General features: G+C 68.2%; 18 protein-coding genes and 1 pseudogene. 8 read left to right on the top strand and 11 right to left on the bottom strand.

The window, feature by feature from the left end:
- The 3 genes and pseudogenes from RHOFW104R8_RS14425 to RHOFW104R8_RS17095 all read left to right on the top strand — a co-directional run.
- The coding region (locus RHOFW104R8_RS14425; RefSeq protein WP_161487809.1) for an efflux RND transporter permease subunit at positions 1-1426 on the top strand (1426 nt) is incomplete at its 5' end.
- A gap of 3 nt (positions 1427-1429) precedes the next feature.
- Positions 1430-1786 carry a copper-binding protein gene (locus tag RHOFW104R8_RS14420; protein ID WP_068090638.1) on the top strand — a complete coding sequence of 119 codons (357 nt, stop codon included), beginning with the start codon at positions 1430-1432 and terminating at the stop codon, positions 1784-1786.
- Positions 1787-1797: 11 nt separating this feature from the next.
- Positions 1798-2007, top strand: a pseudogene (locus RHOFW104R8_RS17095) (GDCCVxC domain-containing (seleno)protein); the annotation flags it as partial.
- Between the two features lie 118 nt (positions 2008-2125).
- Here RHOFW104R8_RS17095 and RHOFW104R8_RS14415 read toward each other — a convergent pair.
- From RHOFW104R8_RS14415 to RHOFW104R8_RS14395, 5 genes are all read right to left on the bottom strand, one after another.
- A complete protein-coding gene (locus RHOFW104R8_RS14415) occupies positions 2126-2770 on the bottom strand; it encodes a class I SAM-dependent methyltransferase (RefSeq protein ID WP_068090636.1) in 645 nt (214 codons plus the stop codon).
- Between the two features lie 34 nt (positions 2771-2804).
- Positions 2805-3734 (bottom strand): DMT family transporter, encoded by a 930-nt coding sequence (locus RHOFW104R8_RS14410; RefSeq protein WP_068090634.1) that lies wholly within the window; start codon positions 3732-3734, stop codon positions 2805-2807.
- A gap of 141 nt (positions 3735-3875) precedes the next feature.
- Entirely contained in the window at positions 3876-6032 is a 2157-nt protein-coding gene (locus RHOFW104R8_RS14405; protein WP_068090632.1) for an AsmA family protein, read from the bottom strand.
- Between the two features lie 175 nt (positions 6033-6207).
- Positions 6208-6801 carry a class I SAM-dependent methyltransferase gene (locus RHOFW104R8_RS14400; protein WP_068090630.1) on the bottom strand — a complete coding sequence of 198 codons (594 nt, stop codon included), beginning with the start codon at positions 6799-6801 and terminating at the stop codon, positions 6208-6210.
- 78 nt (positions 6802-6879) lie between these two features.
- Positions 6880-7818 (bottom strand): peptidylprolyl isomerase, encoded by a 939-nt coding sequence (locus RHOFW104R8_RS14395; protein WP_068090628.1) that lies wholly within the window; start codon positions 7816-7818, stop codon positions 6880-6882.
- Positions 7819-7967: 149 nt separating this feature from the next.
- On the opposite strand from RHOFW104R8_RS14395, the gene RHOFW104R8_RS14390 reads away from it, so the two are divergent.
- Positions 7968-8330, top strand: coding sequence for a PadR family transcriptional regulator (locus tag RHOFW104R8_RS14390; RefSeq protein ID WP_027489825.1), 363 nt, complete (start codon positions 7968-7970; stop codon positions 8328-8330).
- Positions 8330-9244, top strand: coding sequence for a sensor domain-containing protein (locus tag RHOFW104R8_RS14385; protein WP_068090627.1), 915 nt, complete (start codon positions 8330-8332; stop codon positions 9242-9244). Before RHOFW104R8_RS14390 ends, RHOFW104R8_RS14385 begins: the two co-directional genes overlap by 1 nt.
- A 12-nt stretch (positions 9245-9256) precedes the next feature.
- Here RHOFW104R8_RS14385 and RHOFW104R8_RS14380 read toward each other — a convergent pair whose 3' ends face one another.
- Positions 9257-10456 (bottom strand): DUF1501 domain-containing protein, encoded by a 1200-nt coding sequence (locus RHOFW104R8_RS14380; protein WP_068090623.1) that lies wholly within the window; start codon positions 10454-10456, stop codon positions 9257-9259.
- A 49-nt stretch (positions 10457-10505) separates the two neighbouring features.
- On the bottom strand, positions 10506-12035 hold the full coding sequence (locus RHOFW104R8_RS14375; RefSeq protein WP_082823647.1) for a DUF1800 domain-containing protein: 1530 nt from the start codon (positions 12033-12035) through the stop codon (positions 10506-10508).
- Positions 12036-12368: 333 nt separating this feature from the next.
- On the opposite strand from RHOFW104R8_RS14375, the gene RHOFW104R8_RS14370 reads away from it, so the two are divergent.
- The gene (locus RHOFW104R8_RS14370) at positions 12369-12977 is read left to right on the top strand and encodes a class I SAM-dependent methyltransferase (protein WP_068090621.1); all 609 of its coding nucleotides are present in this window, start codon (positions 12369-12371) and stop codon (positions 12975-12977) included.
- Positions 12978-13117: 140 nt separating this feature from the next.
- Here RHOFW104R8_RS14370 and nth read toward each other — a convergent pair whose 3' ends face one another.
- The 4 genes from nth to RHOFW104R8_RS14350 form a co-directional block, all read right to left on the bottom strand.
- Positions 13118-13753: an endonuclease III gene (gene nth / locus RHOFW104R8_RS14365; RefSeq protein ID WP_068090619.1), complete on the bottom strand. Its 636-nt coding sequence runs from the start codon at positions 13751-13753 to the stop codon at positions 13118-13120.
- A complete protein-coding gene (locus tag RHOFW104R8_RS14360; RefSeq protein WP_068090618.1) occupies positions 13750-14358 on the bottom strand; it encodes an RnfABCDGE type electron transport complex subunit B in 609 nt (202 codons plus the stop codon). The genes nth and RHOFW104R8_RS14360 overlap by 4 nt, the downstream gene beginning before the upstream one ends.
- Positions 14359-14449: 91 nt before the next feature.
- The gene (gene metG, locus RHOFW104R8_RS14355) at positions 14450-16579 is read right to left on the bottom strand and encodes a methionine--tRNA ligase (protein ID WP_068090616.1); all 2130 of its coding nucleotides are present in this window, start codon (positions 16577-16579) and stop codon (positions 14450-14452) included.
- 227 nt (positions 16580-16806) lie between these two features.
- Positions 16807-17271 (bottom strand): DUF2147 domain-containing protein, encoded by a 465-nt coding sequence (locus RHOFW104R8_RS14350; RefSeq protein WP_068090614.1) that lies wholly within the window; start codon positions 17269-17271, stop codon positions 16807-16809.
- Positions 17272-17427: 156 nt separating this feature from the next.
- On the opposite strand from RHOFW104R8_RS14350, the gene apbC reads away from it, so the two are divergent.
- Together apbC and RHOFW104R8_RS14340 are read left to right on the top strand one after the other, a co-directional pair.
- On the top strand, positions 17428-18522 hold the full coding sequence (gene apbC / locus RHOFW104R8_RS14345) for an iron-sulfur cluster carrier protein ApbC (RefSeq protein ID WP_068090612.1): 1095 nt from the start codon (positions 17428-17430) through the stop codon (positions 18520-18522).
- Complete coding sequence (locus RHOFW104R8_RS14340; RefSeq protein WP_068090610.1) at positions 18519-19064, top strand: NADPH-dependent FMN reductase; 546 nt, start codon at positions 18519-18521, stop codon at positions 19062-19064. Before apbC ends, RHOFW104R8_RS14340 begins: the two co-directional genes overlap by 4 nt.
- Positions 19065-19072: the final 8 nt, after the last annotated feature.

The raw sequence follows: 19072 nt of genomic DNA, 5'->3' as shown, positions 1-19072 counted from the left end.
GGCCTCGCAGTTGCTGCAGTTGACCGATCGCATGATCAAGACCGTGCCCGAGGTTGATCATGTGTTTGGCAAGGCGGGGCGCGCCGAAACGGCCACTGATCCGGCGCCGCTGGAAATGTTCGAAACCGCGATCACCTTCAAGCCGAAGGACCAGTGGCGGCCCGGCATGACGATGGACAAGATCAAGGCGGAACTGGACAAGGCGGTACACGTGCCGGGGCTGACGAACTTGTTCGTGCCGCCGATCCGCAATCGCATCGACATGCTTTCCACCGGCATCAAGAGCCCGATCGGCATCAAGGTGCTGGGTACCGACCTGGCCACGCTGCAGACCGTGGCCGATCGGATCGAAACGGTGGCGAAGACCGTACCCGGTGTCAGTTCGGCGATCGCCGAGCGCCCGGCCAGTGGCCGCTACGCCGATGTGGCCATCCGCCGCGACGCCGCCGCGCGCTACGGCTTGACCCAGGAGCGCGTGCAGCAACTGATCGCGACCGTGGTCGGCGGCGATCCGATCGGTCAGACCGTCGAAGGGCGCGAACGTTATCCCATCGTGGTGCGCTACCCGCGTGCCGAGCGCGATTCCATCGGAGCGCTGCGGCAGTTGCCGATCGTCGCCGCCAGCGGCGGGCAGATCACGCTTGGCCAGGTCGCCGGCATTGCCGTTGAGGCAGGACCGTCCATGCTGAAAAGCGAGGACGGCCAGTTGGTCACTTATGTCTACGTCGATACGGCCGGCAGGGATTTGGGCACGGTGGTGGCCAACCTGCAACGCGCGGTGGCGCAGCAAGTCAAATTACCACCTGGTACGACCGTGGCGTGGTCCGGTCAGTTCGAATACCTGGCCAGTGCCATGGAAAGGCTCAAGGTGGTGGTGCCGATTGCGCTGGTGATCATTTTTCTGTTGATCTATGCCGTTTTCCGACGCGCGAGCGAAGCGGCGCTGATCATGGCCAGCGTGCCGCTGGCACTGGTCGGCGGCCTGTGGTTGATCTGGTTGCTTGGTCATGCGGTGTCGGTGGCCACGATCATCGGCTTCATTGCGTTGGCGGGCGTCGCTGCCGAATTCGGCGTGGTGATGCTGCTTTACCTGCACCATGCCTGGGAGCACCAACTTGCGCTCGATCCACACGCCGGCCCAGAAGCGTTGGACGAAGCGATCCGCGAAGGTGCCGTACAGCGCGTGCGCCCGAAGGCGATGACCGTCGCGGTCATTCTCGCCGGTCTGTTTCCGATCCTGCTCGGTCACGGCGCCGGTTCGGAAGTGATGCAACGCATAACCGCCCCGATGATCGGCGGCATGGTCACTGCACCCTTGCTGTCCATGCTCGTTATACCTGCGGCGTATCGCCTGCTGGTTCGTTATCGGCTGCGTAAAGTCAGCAAGACGAGCCCCGCACTTCAGCCCAACCCGCAGGGAAACTGACCCATGAAAAAGCAATCCATCGCCCTCGCGATCACCGCTGCGCTGATCGCTGCTCCGGTATTTGCCAACCCTCAGCAGATGGATCCCAACATGCCGGGCATGGCTGGGATGCACGAAGCCACGCCCGCCGGTGTGCAGGGCGTCGGTGTAGTCAAGGCGATCGATGCCGTCAAGGGCACCATTACGCTGCAGCATCAAGCCATCGCCGCGATCGGCTGGCCGGCGATGACGATGCCGTTCAAACTGGCTTCGCCTGATTTACTGAAGCACGTGAAGGTCGGCGACAAGGTACGGTTCACCCTGCGGCCTGACGGCATGGCCAGCACGGTGATGTCGATCGAGTTGGTGCAGCCGGAGTAAGGTGAAGGCCCATGACGAGCGAACTCATCCTGCGCAGCACGCTGACCTGTCCGCATTGCGGTCATCAGGCCACCGAGACCATGCCGACCGACGCCTGCCAGTTCTTCTACGACTGTCCCGGCTGCGGCGAACTGCTGCGGCCCAAGCCCGGCGACTGTTGCGTGTTCTGTTCCTGGGGCAGCGTGCCGTGCCCGCCGGTCCAGCTGCAGAAGTCCTGCTGCGGCTGGCGATCCGGTGGTGGCAGATGCGAGGCTTTGGTGACAAGCACGGTATTCAATGTGCTTCACCCCGGGAGCGGGTTGCGTGGCCGGACTCCGCATCCTGCGTTGCCGTTCGCCGTCAGCGCATCGCTCCGCTGATGCTGGCTGATCCCCGCTGGAACAGGGCGTAAAGGAACTGCTGGGTGGTGCCGAACGGGGTGGCGTGGAACTCCAGCGTGCTGTCGAGCAGCGTGAAGCCGTCGCCGAGTACGCGGGCAAGTTCATCGGCGTCGTAGCGAACCGTATCCAGCCCGCTGCATTTCAGCGGGCCCTGCGGGCCGAACGTGGCCAGCACCGCGTGGCCGCCCGGCTTCAGGGCACGGGTCAGCTGCTTCAGGTAGCGCGCGCGCTGCTCTTCTAGGGCGAGGAAGTGGAACACGGCGCGGTCGTGCCACAGGTCGTAGCGGGCTTCCTGTAGCGGCGCGTCGAGCAGGTCCGCCGCCAGCCAGGTCACCGCGTCCGCCGCCTTGCCCAGGCGTTCGCGGGCGACATTCAGGGCTTCGGCGGAAATGTCGAGCACGCCGAGGTCGCGGTAGCCGCGCGCGAGCAGGTCGTCGACCAGGGTCGACGCGCCGCCGCCCACGTCGAGCACGGCGGCGCCGCGATCGGGTGCGGCGCGCTCGATCAGCGCCAGCGAGGTATCCAGATGCGGGCGGTACCAGCTGACCGCATCCGGCGCCTTGGTCCGGTAGACCGTTTCCCAGTGCTGTTGCCGCTCAGTCATGCGATGTTCCTCCGGAAATGCCGGTGGCGCCGGATCAGTCGACCATGCCGTGGCTTTCGGCGGTGCCGAGCAGCTCGGGTTGCGTGGTGCCGCGCGCCCGCCGGTTCAGCAGCGGGTGCATGAACACCGCGGCGAGGATCACCGCCACGCCGGCGTAGAACCAGCCGTCCAGCTCATGCTGCTCGCCCAGCAGCACGATCGCCAGCACGATCGCGTAGACCGGCTCCAGGTTGGTGGCCATCTGCGTGCCGAACGCGCTCATGTGGCGCAGCGCCACCAGCGCCAGCGTGAACGGCAGCAGGGTGCAGCCGAACGACAGCGCCAGCAGCAACAGCGCATCGTGCACACCGGGCAGCATGAACGCCGGGCCGGCATGCGGAATGAACGGCGCGAGCAGGGTGAGGAAGACGGTGCCGGTACCCAGCTCGATGAAGGTGACCGTGAGCGGGTCGCCGTGCTCGACCAGACGCTTGTTGAGCGAGCCGAAGAACGCCACGAACAGCGCCGACAGCACACCCACCGCGATGCCCAGACGCATGTCGTGCGGCACGCCGCCCACCACCATCAGCACACCCGGCACCACCGCCACGCCGATCAGCAGCTCGCGCGGGTCGAACTTGCGCTTGGCGATCCACGGTTCGATGAAAGCCAGGAACACCGGCCCCAGCGCGATGCAGGTGGCGCCGACCGAGGCGTTCGACAGCTTGATCGCGGCGTAGAAGCTCAGCCAGTGCAGCGATACCAGCACGCCGATGCCGGCATACGCCCAGATCAGCCGCGCCGGCATCGCGCGCAAGCCGCGCCAGACCCGCGGCATCAGCAGCAGCGCCGCCACCACCAGCAGCATGCGCCACCACACCAGCGGCAACGCGGGCAGCGTGATCAGCTTGCCGAGAATCGCGGTGAAGCCCCACAGCAAGACGCAGAAATGGATCTGCAGGCGGGCCTGGTTGACGGGTTGCATGGGGAATTCGCAGGGAGCGGTGGCGCAATATTCTAGCGCCCCCGGCGCCAGCACTTTACATGTAGGAGCGCACCCTGTGCGCGATGCTTTCCGTCACGTGACGAAGAGCCATCGCGCACAGGGTGCGCTCCTACGGCGGCGTCATGGCTTTCCTTTGCCGGCCCGCATCATGGTGCCGGAGCTGCGCAGCTGCTGCAGCACGGTGCGGCAGGTGTTGTCGCCGTTGTCGCCATGGCTGGGCGCGACCAGGGCGAGCAGGGCGGCCGGGGCGGCGATTGCGCCCAGTGCGATGGCGCCGGCACCGCGCGCCAGCAGCGGGCCGGCCTGCACGCCGACGTTCGGGTTCTTCAGCGTGCCGCGGACGTACAGCGGCGAGCGCAGTGAGAACACGCGGAAACCCTTGGTGTGCGGCTTCACGTCCAGGTCGAGTTTCTCGCTGGCGAAGTTCACCGTGCCGGTGACGTTGACCACCGCGTCGTCGGTGTCGAACACGAACAGACGCGTGTCGAACAGACCGCTGCCGGCATCCAGGTCGGCAGCCGCGCAATTGATCTTCACCGTCTTGTCGCCGAACAGCTTGCCGATGACGATGTTGGCCACGTTGAGGCCGGCGGTTTCCAAGAGGGTCTTGCTGATCGCGCCGTCGTTCATCAGCAGCTTCAGCTCGCCGTTCGCGCTGCCGAGCAGGGCGGCGACCGAGTTGCCCTGCGCATCGAGCGCGGCGTCGCCGTTGATCTCGCCGAAACTGGTGCGCATCGGTTCGAAGGTCGGGAACAGCTGCTTGAGCTTGAGATGGCGTGCATCGAGTTTCAGCAGGCCACGCATCGGCGTGCGGCTGCCGTCGAGGCTGATGTTGCTGCGCACGGTGCCGCCGGCAACGCCGAAGCTCAGCGGGTCGAGGTACAGGGCGCCGTTGTTCAAGACCAGATGGGTGCTGAGCGAATCGATCGGCAGCGCTTCGCCGCGCACGATGCGTGCGCCGGTGAAGGTCACGTCCGCGTCCATCGCCTGCCAGCGGTCGGTGCGGAACGGTTCCACCGGCAGCAGCTTGTCGGCCGGCTGCGGCGTGGCGTCGCCGCGTTGTTCCTTGCCGGCGCGGGAATCGGCGCCGATCAGCGGGGCCAGGTCGGCGAACTGCAGCAGCTTCGAGTGCAGGTCGCCGCTCAGTTTCGGTCGCGCACCGCCGGTGACGAACAGCAGGTTGCCGGCCAAGTCGCTGCCGCCGACGCGGCCGCGGAAGCCCTGGTAGCTGTAGCGGCTGCCGTGGCGGTGCAGTTCGGCCTTGAGGCGGCCCTCGGTGGCGTAGGGCGGCGTGTCGGGCAGGGTGAGGCCGGTGATCGGGTAGAGCCTGGCCATGCTGGAGCCGGAGAACCACAGGCGCACGTCGAGCGCGCCCAGGTGCAGCGGATCGGTCAGCGTGCCGACCAGCGCGATGCGGCTGTCGCCGATGCGCAGGTCGGCCTGCAGCGGAAACGGCAGGGTGGTGTCCTGCAGCGCCAGCACGGCGCCGGTTCGGCCCTTGCCGGTGAGCGGGCTACCCTGGTAGCTGCCCTCGACGGTCCAGCCGAACTGGTAGGCCGTCGATGCCGTCGCCTGGCCGACCCGTTCCGGCGTGGCATTGTTTCCGGCCAAGGCCTTCTTCGCCGCGGCACCGACCGTCTTGCCGGCCTGCTCGCGCGCCTCGCTGGATTGCTGCACCACGATCTGCTCGTAGGGGATGGCCTCCTGCAGCGGCTCCACCACCAGCTTCAGCTTCACCCGGTTGGCGGCGTCGTCGAGCGTGATCAAGCCCTGGTCGAAGCCGATCGTGCCCAGCTGCAGCTTCCAGGCGGAGGGCTCGGTGTTTTCCGGCAGCGCGAAATCCCAGCTGGCGCGCCCCGACTTGTCGCGCTCCAGGTCGGCCGTGGGGCGCACCAGCTGCAGCGTGGGCACGTCGATGCGGTGCGCCAGCAGCGCCGGCAGCGACAGCCGGAAGCGCAGCGCGTCGAGGTGGGCGAACTGCGGCCGCGCGGCCCAGCCCGGGTTGGCGATGCTGATGTCGCGCGCGGTAAATTCGGGCCACGGCAGCCACGAGCCGGGCCAGCTGCCGTAGCGGTCGCGTTGCCAATCCACGGTCAGCGCGCCGTTGATCGCGAACGGCCGCCCGATCGCCTGGCTGACCTTGTCGCCGATGAACGGCTTCATGCGGTTCCAGTCGAACGTGGCGACCGCGATCAGCAGCACCGCGAACAGCGCCAGCAGCGTGCCCGCGATCCAACGGAGTACCTTCCAGCTGAGTACGTTCCGGCTGCGTTGCATCCGTCACTCCTGCGGCGGTTGGCCCGCGCGTCATCCGGACGCGTCGAGGCGTTGCACCCAGTGATAGCCGCAGGGATGCAAAGGTTATGTCGTGATGGCCGGCGGCTTTCAGACCCCGTTCACGCGCGGTCGACCGGCGAACCTCGTTCGGAGTCCTGCCGCGAGCGTCGGCGGATCAGGCAGCGACCCGGCTCTCCGCCTGCCGGCTGATGCAGTACACCACCGCGGGCGGCAGGTTGAGCAGCGCGCTGCCGACCCGGTGGGCCTGCAGGTTCAGCCGTGCCAGCAGGGCCGGCGGCAGCGGACAGCGCGGGCCGTAGGTGAACTGGTAGAACATGCCGCCGCTGCGCAGCTGGCGCTCGAACACGCCGTGCACGATCGCGGCGACCTGGGCCGGCGGCATCGACAGCAGCGGCAGGCCGCTGACCACGGCGCAGGCGCGCTCGTCGCCGAACAGCGGTGCGGTATCGCCGAGCCGGGCCGCGTCCATGCGCAGGATGGTCGCCTCCGGATAGCGCCGGCCCAGCGCATCGGCGAGGCGCGGGTCGGCCTCGACCAGGGCCAGCCGGTGCAGCGGCACGCCGCGTGCCAGCAAGGCGCGGGTCAGCGCGCCGGTGCCTGGCCCCAGTTCGATCACCGGGCCATCCAGCGCGCCCACCCGGCTGGTCATCAGCCGCGCCAGCGCGGCGCCGGACGGCGTTACCGCGCCGATGCCGCGTGGGTCGCGCAGCCAGGCGCGCAGGAAGGTCAGGGTGTCGTTCAGTGGCATGCAGTGGTTTCCGCGCTCGGCTGGAGATGCAAGGTAACCGACGCGGGTGAACAAAATGTTTGCGGCGGCGTGGTGGCATCAATGCGCCGGTTTCGCCTCGCGTACCGGCACCTCGATGCTGCACAGGTCGACCTTGCCGGCCGGCCGGGCATAGAACGCGTTGCGGCTGTTGCGTTTCGCCTCGATCAGGGCGGCGAAGCTGGCACTGTCGGTGCGCAGCACCTCGATCGTCGGGCGATCCTTGGCCGGGATGTCGGCGGCCAGCCGCACCGATTCGATGGCGACGCGTTGCTGCGGCTTCGCGTAGAAGCCCATTGGCTCGGGGCCGCGCGGCAGGCCGGACAGCAACGGCATGCCTTCCAGCACGCGTCCCGCGACGGCGAGGTTGCGATCCAGCCGGCGCGGTGCCTGGCCGATCACCGCATACAGCGAGCTGCCGCTGCCGGTTTCCGGGGCCACGTCGCGCGCCACGCCGACCATGCCGTAGCAATGCGCCAACCATTCCTGTCCGCTGGCTGGGTCGCGCGCCACCGGGAAGCCTTCGCTGAAGCCCACCTCGGGCGCGTACACGTCGCCATCCGGCAGCGCCGTCCACGGCAGCTTTGGGTCGATCGCGCGGGTGAATTCCGGCGGCAGCGTCTTGCTGGCCTTGCCCAGCGGACGGAGCTTGCCCTTGTCGCCGTTGTCGTCGTCGTTCGGGTCGCCCCACTGCGTGACGAAGTTGTCCTGCACGCGGATGATCGCCAGCCCGTCGAAATAATGCCCGCGCACCAGGGTGCGGATGTTCGCCGCGTGCAGCGGGGTGAAATCCGGCGCCAGCTCGATCACTACGCGTCCGGTCGGCAGCTGCATGAACAACAAGTTCTGCGGGTCCGGCGTGCGCCACTCGGCCGGCGTCGACTTGGCGAGGATTTCCTTCGCGGTCGGCGTGGGCTTGTCCTGCTCGGCGGCGAGGGCAGGCAGCGCCAGCAGGCTGCTGGTCAGCGCGAGTGCGGCGATGAGATGGCGGCGAAGCATGGCATTCCCCCGGACAACGAATGGACAAGGGCTGCAACTTAGCAGAGTGCCACGGCCGGTTGGCTGGAGGCATGACTTCAGGCCCATGTGCTAGTGTCAAGTTAGCACTATGGTTCACTCAACGTCATGCGGCAGTACGGGTGAGTGAAGTGGACGACAGCGCCAGCCAGTTGAAGAAGTTCCAGAAGGAGCTTTCCAGCGGCACCGTGTCGCTGGTGCTGCTGGCGGTGCTGGGGCAGTCGCGCCAGCCGATGTACGGCTACCAGATCGCCAAGCGGCTGGAAGAGGTGGGTGAGGGCGTGCTGGCCGGCAAGCAGAGCGCGCTGTATCCGGTACTGCGCAACCTGGAGGCGGCCGGCCTGCTCGCCAGCGAGGTCGAGCCCTCCGTCAGCGGGCCGCCGCGCCGCTACTACCGCATCACCAAACCGGGGCGCGAGGTATTGCGCGAATGGGTCGCCGCGTGGAACGCCACCCGCGATTCCGTCGATAACGTCTTGCAAGGAGGGGTGTAATGAACGCGCCACGCACGATCGCCGAATACCTTGAACAACTGCGTGCCGCGCTGCGCGGTGCCGACCCGGCGCTGATCCAGGACGCGCTGTATGACGCCGAGGAACACCTGCGCGCCGAGCTGGCCGAGCAGCCGGGCCGCAGCGAAGCGGCGATGCTGGAACACGTCGTCGGCAGCTACGGCGCGCCGGACGAGGTGGCCGAGATCTACCGCGACCAGGAGATCAGGATCCAGCGCGCGCTGCGCCCGCCGCCGCCGCCGAAGCGGCGCTCGCTGGCCGGGCGCTTCTTCGGCGTCGCCGCCGACCCGCGCACCTACGGCGCGCTGTTCTACATGCTGCTGTCGCTGGCCACCGGCATCTTCTACTTCACCTGGGCGGTGACCGGGTTGTCGCTGTCGGCGGGGTTGTCGGTGCTGATCATCGGCCTGCCGTTCATCGTGCTGTTCTTCGGCAGCGTGCGCGTGCTGTCGCTGGTGGAAGGGCGCATCGTGGAAGCGATGCTGGGCATGCGCATGCCGCGCCGGCCGGTGTACCCGACCGCGGGCATGGGCCTGATGCAGCGCATCGGCAGCATGTTCACCGACGTGCATACCTGGACCACCCTTTGCTACCTGTGGCTGATGCTGCCGCTGGGCATCGTGTACTTCACGCTGGCCGTGACCCTGCTCAGCGTGTCGGTGGCCTTCATCGGCGCGCCGCTGGCGATGCTGTTCCGCGACGGCTGGCTGTCCTGGCCGCACCAGGTCACCGTGGACTGGGGCTTCGGCCCGCACGTGCCGGGCTGGGGCGACGCGATCGCGATGTGCGTGATCGGCATCGTGCTGCTGTTCGCCACCCTGCACCTGGCGCGTGGCCTGGGCCGGCTGCACGGACATATCGCCAAGCACATGCTGGTGCCGCGCGCGGCGAGTTGACCGCGCGGTGGCTCAGATCAGTTGCAGGTCGCGCGGCCGGGCCTGCGGGAACACCGTCTGCAACTGGCTGTCCGACAGGCCCCAGAGGCGCTTGAACACGCCACCGAACACGTCGCGGTAGTTGTTGAGCACGGGGTAGTCGCGATCCTGCAGCAGGCTTTGCCGCGCGACCGCGACCTGCCTGCCGGCGATGCGGCCGCCGTTGACCTTGCCGCCGAGCACCCAGTGCACGGTGCCGTGGCCGTGGTCGGTGCCCTTGTCGCCGTTCTCGCGGAAAGTGCGGCCGAATTCGGAGACCACGACCACCACGGTGTCGTCCCATTCGTCGCCGAGGGCGTCGGCGTAGGCGGCCAGGCCTGCACCGAGGTTCTGCAGGTTGTTGGCCAGGCCGCCGCTGACGCTGCCCTGGTTGACATGGGTATCCCAGCCGCCGACGTCGACGAAGCCCAGCCGGTACTGGTCGCGCATCAGCGTGGCGATGCGCCGGGTTTCGGCGGCGAAGTTCTTCGCGTTGGCGGCACCGCGGTTCGCCTTCGTCATTTCTTCCTGCAGATCCTTCGATACCTGCTGATGCAGCTCCAGCCCGTCGGCAGCGGCGGCGGCGAGCGGGGTGTGCTTGTACATGCCGGCGAGGATCGACGATTGCCCGGCGTCGAACACCGGCCTGGCCACGCCGCGGAGCGAGATGTTGGGGATGTCCGCGTGGCCCTGGAAGCTCAGCGGCAGCGCATCCGTGAACGCGATGGCCGGGACGCGCGGCAGCGTGCCGGACAGGCGCGCGAGGAAGCCGCTGCGGAAATCGCTGCGCCGTGCGACCGGTTCGCCGGATTCGATGTTGTCCTGGGTCTCGAAATGGCTGCGCGAAAGGTCGTCGGTGCCGGCGAACGGCACGAACGCGATTTGTTTGCGCTGCCACAGCGGGTAGATCGAGTCGCGCAGGACCGGGTTGAGGCCCCAGTCCGCGTCCAGTGCGATCGCGCTGTCCGGGTTGCCGGCATCGGGCCTGGCGATCGCCAGGGTCGGGCGCGATTCGTAGTAGAAATCGGTGCCGTACGGCACCAGCAGGTTGTTGCAGTCGTAGCCGCCGCGCAGGAACACCAGCAGGAAGCGCGGCGAACCGGCCGGCGCGGCGAACAACCTGCCGGAAAACGACAGCGCCGGGACGGCGGCGGCAGCGCTGGCGGCGGCGAACAGGAATTCACGGCGGTTCATGGGATGCCTCGGCGGGTTGCAGGGTGGGCTGCTGGACGGCATGTGCGGGTCAGCGGTAATTGAAGTCCGGCGACGACAACAGGTAGGTGTTCCACTCCTGCTGCGAGGTCGCCTTGCCCAGCGCCGCGCGGGTGCCGGCGGAGAGGCCGGGCTCGATCGCTTCGTAGTAGAGCCGGGTGGTCAGCATCGGGAAGCCGGCGTTGACCCTGGGGCTGCCTTCCGGCCGGAACAGCTGGTTGTTGCCGGTGCCGATCGCGCGGGCGATTTCGAAGCGTTTGGCCATCTGGCCGGAACTGCTCCAGCCGGCGGAATCCAGCGGCCAGCCGTCCGGCGTGGGGCGGCCGAACGGCGGCTCGCCCATCTGGCTGAGCCAGTTGACCAGCGGCCGCGCGTTGGCGATCGGCCGGCCGTCGTAGGCCAGCCGCATGGCCGACACCACGAACCGGGTCGGATCCTTGAACTTCCCGCCGCTCCCGTCGAACTCCGCCGAGGTCAGCATGGTGCGCATCACGGCGGCGATGTCGCCGCCGCTGCGCTGGAAGGTGGCGGCCATCTTCGCCACCAGCGACGGCGGCGGATCGTCGGCGACGAAATATCCGGCGAGCTGGCGCGAGATGAATTGCGCGCAGGCCGGCTGGCGCGCGATCAGGTCCACCGCCTGCTCCACTTCGTGGAAGCCGCTGCCCCTGATGCGCTGGCCGAGGAACACCTTGTCGCTGAAATCGTGGCGTGCCGGGTTGAACTCGAACAGGCCACGGCGCACGACCAGCGCCTGCATGCGCGGATTGAAGCGGCGCGGTCGGTCCTCCAGCGGGGCCAGCCCCGACCCGGTCAGGATCAGCGCCAGTTGCTGCACGTCCTGCTGGGTGTAGCCCGAACCGACGCCCAGCGCGTGCAGTTCCATCAGCTCGCGCGCGTAGTTCTCGTTGACCTTGCCCCTGGCGTTCTGCGCGTTGTCCAGGTACTCGAGCATGGCCGGGCTTTCCAGCGTGGCCAGCAGCAGGTCCCTGAACTTGCCCAGCGCGTGCGGGCGGATGGTTTTCCCGGCGTAGTCGGCGACGACCCAGCGTACCCGCCCCTTCGCCGCGTACACGCTGAAATGGTTGAGCCAGAACCACACCAGCTGTTCCTTGAGCTGGTCGCTGCCGTAGACGGCGCGCAGCAACTCGGCCTGCTGCGCCTGCAGCGCCAGGTTCTGGCCGTGTTGCTGCAGGGCCTTCTTCGCCGCGATCTTGTCGTCGCCGTCAGGCATGTCCCGGATGCGTTGCTGCTCGTCGCGCAGTTGCGCCACCAGTTGTGCGGCCGGCGTGTTGATGGCCTCGTAGCTGCCGATCAGGCCCGCGACGGGCGCGGGCAGCGTATCGGACCCGCCGGCGGCGAGCTGCCGGTCGAGGTAACGGGCGCGGCCGAGTTCGCGGTAGCTGGCCGCCTGTGCCGAGTCGATGCCGAAGCCGATCCGTTGCAGCCAGGCGGTATCGTCACGGTGCAGCGGCTGGCCGTGAAGGTTGCCGGGCGCCGCGAGCGGCGCGGTTGCATCGGCGCCGCGGTCGGGCCGGGCCTGCGCACCGCACGCCGACATGGCAAGGGAGATCAGCGCGTACAGCACAAGCCGCGGCACGCGTGAACGTGGTGAAGGCGGGGTCGCCGGCGGACGATGGAGCAGTGGCGTTGGCTGCATGCGGAACATTCCAGGCAATGCACGGCAGGGATGGGCAACGGCGATGCCACAGTGTCAACGCACGCGGGCGGCATCCGATGACGGCGGGCAAGTTTTTCGCAGGTGCGTTGGGCCGGGATTCATGCATCGGCACGAAGGCATCGGGCGATCCGCGATAACTTGCGGGCGGCCCGGAGGATGGTGCGCCGCCAGGCCTGCGGCCGGTTACCATGCCGCCTTTGCCGGAGCGGGCCGATGCCGAAGACCTACGATCGCGACTATTTCGACAAGTGGTACCGCGACCCGCGGCATGCGGTCGGCTCGCCGGCGGAGCTGAGGCGCAAGGTGGCGATGGTGGTGGCGCAGGCCGAGTACTACCTGGGGCGGCCGGTGCGCAACGTGCTCGACGTGGGTTGCGGCGAGGCGACCTGGCGCGCGCCGCTGCGCGCGCTGCGGCCGGGCATCGCGTATCGCGGGCTGGACGCCAGCGAGTACGTGGTGGCGCGCTACGGGCGCAGCCGCCAGATCGGCCTGGCCCGTTTCGGCCAGCTGGAGCAACTGCGCTTCGACAGCCGCTTCGACCTGATCGTGTGCACCGACGTGCTGCATTACCTGAAGCCGGCCGAGATCCGCGCCGGCCTGCAGGGCATCGGCGAGATGCTCGAAGGGGTGGCATTCCTGGAGGTTTTCACCAGCCGCGACGACGTGGCCGGCGACCACCACGGTTTCGTGGCGCGCGCGCCGGCGTGGTACCTGCGCGAGTTCGGCAAGGTGGGCTTGCTGCCGTGCGGCTCGCACTGCTACCTGGGGCCGCGGCTGGAGCGCCACATCGCGGCGCTGGAGCGAGCGCAATTGCTGGCCTGATACCCCGGGTTGCAACGCGTGTAGGAGCGCAGTTTCGTAGGGCGGACACTGTCCGCCGCTCTTGCCCGTCAAAAAGCCGGCGGACAGTGTCCGCCCTACGAAGCCAAGAGCAAGAACCAGGTTCTTCCATCCCCCGTTTCCTAATCGACCGTCTTGTGCTTGTAGCGGCACAGGTCGCGGATCACGCAGTGCGGGCAGTCCGGCTTGCGCGCCTTGCACACGTAGCGGCCGTGCAGGATCAGCCAGTGGTGGGCGTCCTGCTTGAACTCGGCCGGCACCACTTTCTCCAGCTTGTCCTCGACCGCGCGCACGTCCTTGCCCGGGGCCAGCCCGGTGCGGTTGGCGACGCGGAAGATGTGCGTGTCCACCGCGATGGTCGGTTCATTGAAAGCCGTATTCAAAACGACGTTGGCGGTCTTGCGGCCCACGCCGGGGAGCGCCTCCAGCGCTTCGCGCGTGCGCGGCACCTCGCCGCCGTGCCGTTCGAGCAGCAGCCGGCACAGTGCGATCACGTTCTTCGCCTTCGCGTTGAACAGCCCGATCGTGCTGATGTAGGGCTTCAGGCCGTCCTCGCCGAGGTCGAGGATCGCCTGCGGCGTGTTCGCCACCGGATAGAGCTTCTTCGTGGCCTTGTTCACGCCCACGTCGGTGGCCTGCGCCGACAGCACCACGGCGACCAGCAGTTCGAACGCCGTGCCATAGACGAGTTCGGTGGTGGGGTGCGTGTCGAGTTCGCGCAGGCGCGAGAACAGTTCCACCACCTCGGTGCGCTTCACGGTTTCGGCTCCTGCTGTTTCGCCTTGGCGCGGGCCAGCGCGGCCAGCACTGGATTGACCGGGCCGGCCGCGGTATCCACCGCGGCCTTGCGTGCAGCCAGCTCGGCCTCACGCTCGGCGCGCTGGCGTTGCAGGCGCGCCTCGCGGCGCTGGAAATGGGCGCGCGCCGCATCGGCATGTGCGGCGTCGATCTGCGCGGGCGGCATCGGTTCCAGCACGATGCAGTCGACCGGACAGGCCGGCACGCACAGCTCGCAGCCGGTGCAGTCGTCGGCGAGCACGGTATGCATCAGTTTCGAGGCGCCCACGATGGCGTCGACCGGGCAGGCCTGGATGCACTTGGTGCAGCCGATGCAGTCGGCCTCGACGATGCGTGCCAGCATGCGCGGCTTTTCCACGCCGTTGGCAGGATTCAGCGGCAGCACCGGCCGATCCAGCAGAGCCGCGAGCTTCGCGATGCCGGTCGTACCGCCGGGCGGGCACTGGTTGATTTCCGCCTCGCCGCGCGCGATCGCCTCCGCATACGGCCGGCAGCCGCGATAGCCGCACTGCTCGCACTGCGTCTGTGGCAGCAGGGCGTCGATGCGGTCGGCGAGGTCGTTCATGGGGATTCGGGATTCGGGATTCGGAAAGAGCAGTGTGCGGCAGGCTGGCAGCTTTTCACTAATCCCCAATCCCGAATCCCGGCTTCCCAGCTCAGCGCACGTTGGCGCCCGGCCTGGCGCCCTGGTCGGCGTCGAGCAGGAACAGGTCGCTGCCGCCGTCGCCGGCGGAGAGGATCATGCCTTCGGACAGGCCGAAGCGCATCTTGCGCGGGGCCAGGTTGGCGATGAACACCACGTTGCGGCCGACCAGGCTTGCCGGTTCGGCGTAGGCGGCGCGGATGCCGGAGAAGATCTGCCGCGTGCCCAGCGGGCCGGCGTCCAGTTCGAAGCGCAGCAGCTTGTCCGAGCCGTCCACGAAGTCGCAGGCGATGACCTTGCCGATGCGCAGGTCGAGCCGGGCGAAATCGTCGATGCCGATGAAGCCGGGAGTCGGGAGCGGGGAATCCTGCAGGGGGGCTTCCTTGCGGCCGCCGGGAGCCGTCGCTGCAGGCTTTGCACTGTCGCTCATGGGCTTTTCCTTCCTGGAGGCCGCGGCAGCCTCGGTGGGGACGCCGAGCGAATCCTTCGAGGCTTCGACCATGGCCTCGATGCGCTTGGGATCGATGCGGCCGAGCAGCGGGTCGAACGCGTTGATGGCATGGTTGCGCAGGCTGGCGCGGGCGTCGTCGAAGTCGGCGATCGGCGCGGCCAGGAACTGTTCGGCAGCAGCTACGGTAATCGGCAGGATCGGCTTGAGCATGCCGGCCAGCAGGCGGAACGCGGTCAGCGCGAACGAGCACACCTGGTGCAGTTCGTCACGGCGGCCTTCGTCCTTGGCCATCGCCCATGGCGCCTTGGCCGCGATGTGGCCGTTGACCAGGTCGGCCATCAGCACGAAGCGGCGGGTGACCTCGGCGAAGTCGCCGCCGTCATAGAGCGCGGCGATGCCGTCGTAGTGTTCCAGCAGGGTGTTCCACAGCCTGGTTTCCTCGGCGCTGAGCTGCGGCGCCAGGCGGCCGCCGAAGTACTTGTGCACGAAGCCGGCGGTGCGGCTGGCGATGTTCACCCACTTGCCGACCAGGTGCGAGTTGACGCGCTCCTCGAACGCCTTGAGGTCGAGATCCACGTCGACCGGCGCGTCGCTGAGCATGCTGGCGAAGTAGTAGCGCAGGAATCCCGGGTGCAGGCCGGCGTCCAGGTAGGTGCGCGCCTGGATGAAGGTGCCGCGCGACTTGGACATCTTCGCGCCGTTCACCGTGAGGTAGCCGTTGACGTGCAGCGCGGTGGGCGTGCGGAAGCCGGCGCCGTGCAGCATCGCCGGCCAGAACAGGCCGTGGAAGTTGATGATGTCCTTGCCGATGAAGTGGTGCATCTCGGCCGTACTGCCGGGGGCGAGAAACTCGTCGAACTTCAGGTGGGTGCGGTTGCACAGTGCCTTGAAGCTGGCCAGGTAGCCGACTGGCGCGTCCAGCCATACGTAGAAGAACTTGCCCGGCGCGTCGGGGATCGGGAAGCCGAAGTAGGGCGCGTCGCGCGAGATGTCCCAGTCCTTCAGGCCGCCGTCCAGCCACTCGCGCAGCTTCGCCGCCACGCCGGCGTTCGCCACCGGCTTGCCGTGGGTGAGCTTGCCGGCGAACCAGTCGCGCAGCAGTCCCTCGAACTTGCCCAGTTCGAAGAAGTAGTGCTCGGAATCGCGCAGCACCGGGGTGGCGCCGGACATCACCGAATACGGGTTGATCAGGTCGGTGGGCGCGTAGGTGGCGCCGCAGTGCTCGCAGTTGTCGCCGTACTGGTCCGGCGTGCCGCAGTTCGGGCACACGCCCTTGATGTAGCGGTCCGGCAGGAACATCTGCTTTTCCGGATCGAACAGCTGCTGGATGCTGCGCCTGGCGATGTAGCCGCCGTCGCGCAGGCGCGTGTAGATCAGCGTCGCCAGCTCGCGGTTCTCTTCCGAATGGGTGGTGTGGTACTGGTCGAACGCCACGCCGAACGCGGCGAAGTCCGCCTCGTGGCCCTCGCGGATGCCGGCGATGAACGCCTCGGGCGTCATGCCGGCCTTCTCCGCGGCCAGCATGATCGGCGTGCCGTGCGCATCGTCGGCGCACACGTAGACCACCTTGTTGCCGCTCATCCGTTGCGCGCGCACCCAGATGTCGGCCTGGATGTAGCCCAGCAGGTGGCCCATGTGCAGCGGGCCGTTGGCATAGGGCAGGGCGTTGGTGACGAGCAGGCGACGACTCATGGGGCGTATTCCGTTGTTGACTGGCATTATGCCATGGCCGTTTGCCAGCCTCGCCCGTGGGCGGGCCTGTTGCTGTTGGCCTTCGACGACAGCTCGATGGTGTCGAGTCGATGGCCGGTTTTCTCGTTGGTCGCGTCGGCCGCCACCGGGTGGCGGCGTGCTCCACATGAAAACGCCCCGGACCGGCAGGCGGTACGGGGCGTTCGGTCAGGCGCTGTGAGGGTGGGTCAGTCCTGCCGTTCCCAGACCTGCGAGCGGCCGAGCAGGGCGAAGCCGATGTAGCCGTGCACGTCGAGCTTGCGGCCGCTGTCCATCAGCTTGAGCCTCACCTTGTAGACCTTGCCGTTCTTCGGGTCGAGGATCCTGCCGCCGCTCCATTCGTCGCCGTCCTTGCTGACGCCCCACATGAAGGTCATCCCCACGATCGGCTGGTTCTTGCGCTCGCCGTCGCACTTGGTGCAGACCGGGTGCTCGCCGTCGCGGGCCACGTCTTCCGGCGTGCGGTTCAGCAGCTTCACGATTTTCGCCTGGTACTCGCCATTGTGCTCGGTGATCTCGACGATCGACTTCGGCTGGTGGGTGGCGTCGTCGATGGTCTTCCAGGTGCCGGCCGGAGTGTCGGTGGCGGCCAGCGCGGTGCCGGCAGCCAGCAGCAGGCCGGCGGCGAAGGTGAGGCGGACAGCAAGCTTCATGGATGATTCTCCCGTACGAAAGCGTATGGAATGCGAGACTGGCGAGGTTCCACAAGGCCGTCAAGCTGCATTGCGCCATGCCTGTCGCTGACCCAAGTCAGCGGGGTCGCGACGGCGGGCTGGCATAATGGATGCCCCGCAAACACCCGAGCCGACATGACGCAGGCGAACGAAACCCTGGTCCGCCAGATCCTTGGCGGTCTCATCGACACCCATACCGGCGCGCCGCTGGCCGAGGCCGTGCGCGCGGTCGGCGTGGACGGGGCAAAGGTGTCGGTGGACCTGCAACTGGGCTATCCGGCCGCCGGCGCCATCGACAGCCTCGCGGTGCGCGTGCGCCAGGCGCTGGAGGCCGATCCGGCGATCGACTCGGCCGCGGTTTCGATCACCAGCCGCATCCACGTGCACAAGGTGCAGGGCACGCTGGGGCCGCTGCCGAACGTGAAGAACATCATCGTGGTGGCGTCCGGCAAGGGCGGCGTGGGCAAGTCCACGGTGTCGGCGAACCTGGCGCTGGCGCTGCAGGCCGAGGGTGCGAAGGTCGGCGTGATGGACGCGGACATCTACGGGCCCAGCCAGCCGACCATGCTCGGGGTGCACGGCAAGCCGGCCTCGCCGGACGGCAAGAGCATCATCCCGATGCAGGCGCACGGCATGCCGGTGATGTCGATCGGCTTCCTGGTGGAAGAAGACACGCCGATGATCTGGCGCGGCCCGATGGTCACCCAGGCGATGATGCAGTTGCTCACCGACACGCGCTGGGAACAGCTCGACTATCTGATCGTCGACCTGCCGCCGGGCACCGGCGACATCCAGCTCACGTTGTCGCAGAAGGTGCCGGTGGCCGGCGCGGTGATCGTCACCACGCCGCAGGACATCGCCCTGCTGGATGCGCGCAAGGCGCTGAAGATGTTCGAGAAGGTCGAGGTGCCGGTGCTCGGCGTGGTGGAGAACATGGCCACCCACGTCTGCTCCAACTGCGGCCACGAGGAAAACATCTTCGGCGAAGGCGGCGGCCAGCGCATGGCGACGCAATACGGCGCGGCCTATCTCGGCTCGCTGCCGCTGGACATCCGCATCCGCGAACAGGCCGACGGCGGCAACCCCACGGTGGCGGCGATGCCCGATTCCGACCTCGCCATGCGCTATCGCGAGATCGCCCGCAACGCGGCCGGCCGGCTGTCGCGGCAGCCGCGCAACAAGTCGCTGGGGCTGGGCAAGATCGTGGTGCAAGGCGTGCCGGCCGCATGACGGCGCCGGCGCAGCGCGTGCTGTGCCTGTCCGGCAGCCTGCGCCGGATGTCCTCGAACACGGTCGCGCTGGAAGCGGCGCAGCAGCTGGCGCCGCCGGCGCTGGAGCTGGTGCTGTACGACGGGCTCGGTAGCTTGCCGCTGTTCAATCCGGACGACGAAGCCGATGCCGTGCCCGCGCCGGTACGGTCGCTGCGCGAGGCCGTCGGCCGCGCCGATGCCTTGCTGGTCGCCTGCCCCGAATACGCCCACGGCGTGCCCGGCGCGTTCAAGAACCTGCTGGACTGGCTGGTCGGCAGCCTGGAGTTTCCGGGCAAGCCGGTGCTGCTGCTGAACACGGCCGCGCGCGGTTCGTACCATGCGCAGGAGGCGCTGGCCGAGATCCTGTACACCATGTCCGCCCAGTTGCTGGCGGCGCAGCCCCTGCCGGTGGCGCTGCCGGGCGCCGGCTGCACGGTGGCGCAGGTACTGGCCAGCGCGGAACGTCGTGCGGAATTGCGTGCGGCGCTGGATGTGCTGGCCGAGGCGCTGCCCGTGGCGTGAGGCTGCGT

Origin of the sequence: Rhodanobacter sp. FW104-R8 (genome assembly GCF_001617365.1) — a bacterium.
Lineage (GTDB): Bacteria > Pseudomonadota > Gammaproteobacteria > Xanthomonadales > Rhodanobacteraceae > Rhodanobacter.
The sequence above is the reverse complement of the archived record's forward strand: the minus strand, read 5'-3'. Positions and strand labels throughout refer to the sequence as shown.

What these genes read in the sequence shown, in the direction of transcription:
- RHOFW104R8_RS14420 (WP_068090638.1), top strand. Translation starts at nt 1,430, where the DNA reads ATGAAAAAGCAATCCATCGCCCTCGCGATCACCGCTGCGCTGATCGCT.
- RHOFW104R8_RS14415 (WP_068090636.1), bottom strand. Translation starts at nt 2,770, where the DNA reads ATGACTGAGCGGCAACAGCACTGGGAAACGGTCTACCGGACCAAGGCG.
- RHOFW104R8_RS14410 (WP_068090634.1), bottom strand. Translation starts at nt 3,734, where the DNA reads ATGCAACCCGTCAACCAGGCCCGCCTGCAGATCCATTTCTGCGTCTTG.
- RHOFW104R8_RS14405 (WP_068090632.1), bottom strand. Translation starts at nt 6,032, where the DNA reads ATGCAACGCAGCCGGAACGTACTCAGCTGGAAGGTACTCCGTTGGATC.
- RHOFW104R8_RS14400 (WP_068090630.1), bottom strand. Translation starts at nt 6,801, where the DNA reads ATGCCACTGAACGACACCCTGACCTTCCTGCGCGCCTGGCTGCGCGAC.
- RHOFW104R8_RS14395 (WP_068090628.1), bottom strand. Translation starts at nt 7,818, where the DNA reads ATGCTTCGCCGCCATCTCATCGCCGCACTCGCGCTGACCAGCAGCCTG.
- RHOFW104R8_RS14385 (WP_068090627.1), top strand. Translation starts at nt 8,330, where the DNA reads ATGAACGCGCCACGCACGATCGCCGAATACCTTGAACAACTGCGTGCC.
- RHOFW104R8_RS14380 (WP_068090623.1), bottom strand. Translation starts at nt 10,456, where the DNA reads ATGAACCGCCGTGAATTCCTGTTCGCCGCCGCCAGCGCTGCCGCCGCC.
- RHOFW104R8_RS14375 (WP_082823647.1), bottom strand. Translation starts at nt 12,035, where the DNA reads ATGTCGGCGTGCGGTGCGCAGGCCCGGCCCGACCGCGGCGCCGATGCA.
- RHOFW104R8_RS14370 (WP_068090621.1), top strand. Translation starts at nt 12,369, where the DNA reads ATGCCGAAGACCTACGATCGCGACTATTTCGACAAGTGGTACCGCGAC.
- RHOFW104R8_RS14360 (WP_068090618.1), bottom strand. Translation starts at nt 14,358, where the DNA reads ATGAACGACCTCGCCGACCGCATCGACGCCCTGCTGCCACAGACGCAG.
- metG (WP_068090616.1), bottom strand. Translation starts at nt 16,579, where the DNA reads ATGAGTCGTCGCCTGCTCGTCACCAACGCCCTGCCCTATGCCAACGGC.
- RHOFW104R8_RS14350 (WP_068090614.1), bottom strand. Translation starts at nt 17,271, where the DNA reads ATGAAGCTTGCTGTCCGCCTCACCTTCGCCGCCGGCCTGCTGCTGGCT.
- apbC (WP_068090612.1), top strand. Translation starts at nt 17,428, where the DNA reads ATGACGCAGGCGAACGAAACCCTGGTCCGCCAGATCCTTGGCGGTCTC.
- RHOFW104R8_RS14340 (WP_068090610.1), top strand. Translation starts at nt 18,519, where the DNA reads ATGACGGCGCCGGCGCAGCGCGTGCTGTGCCTGTCCGGCAGCCTGCGC.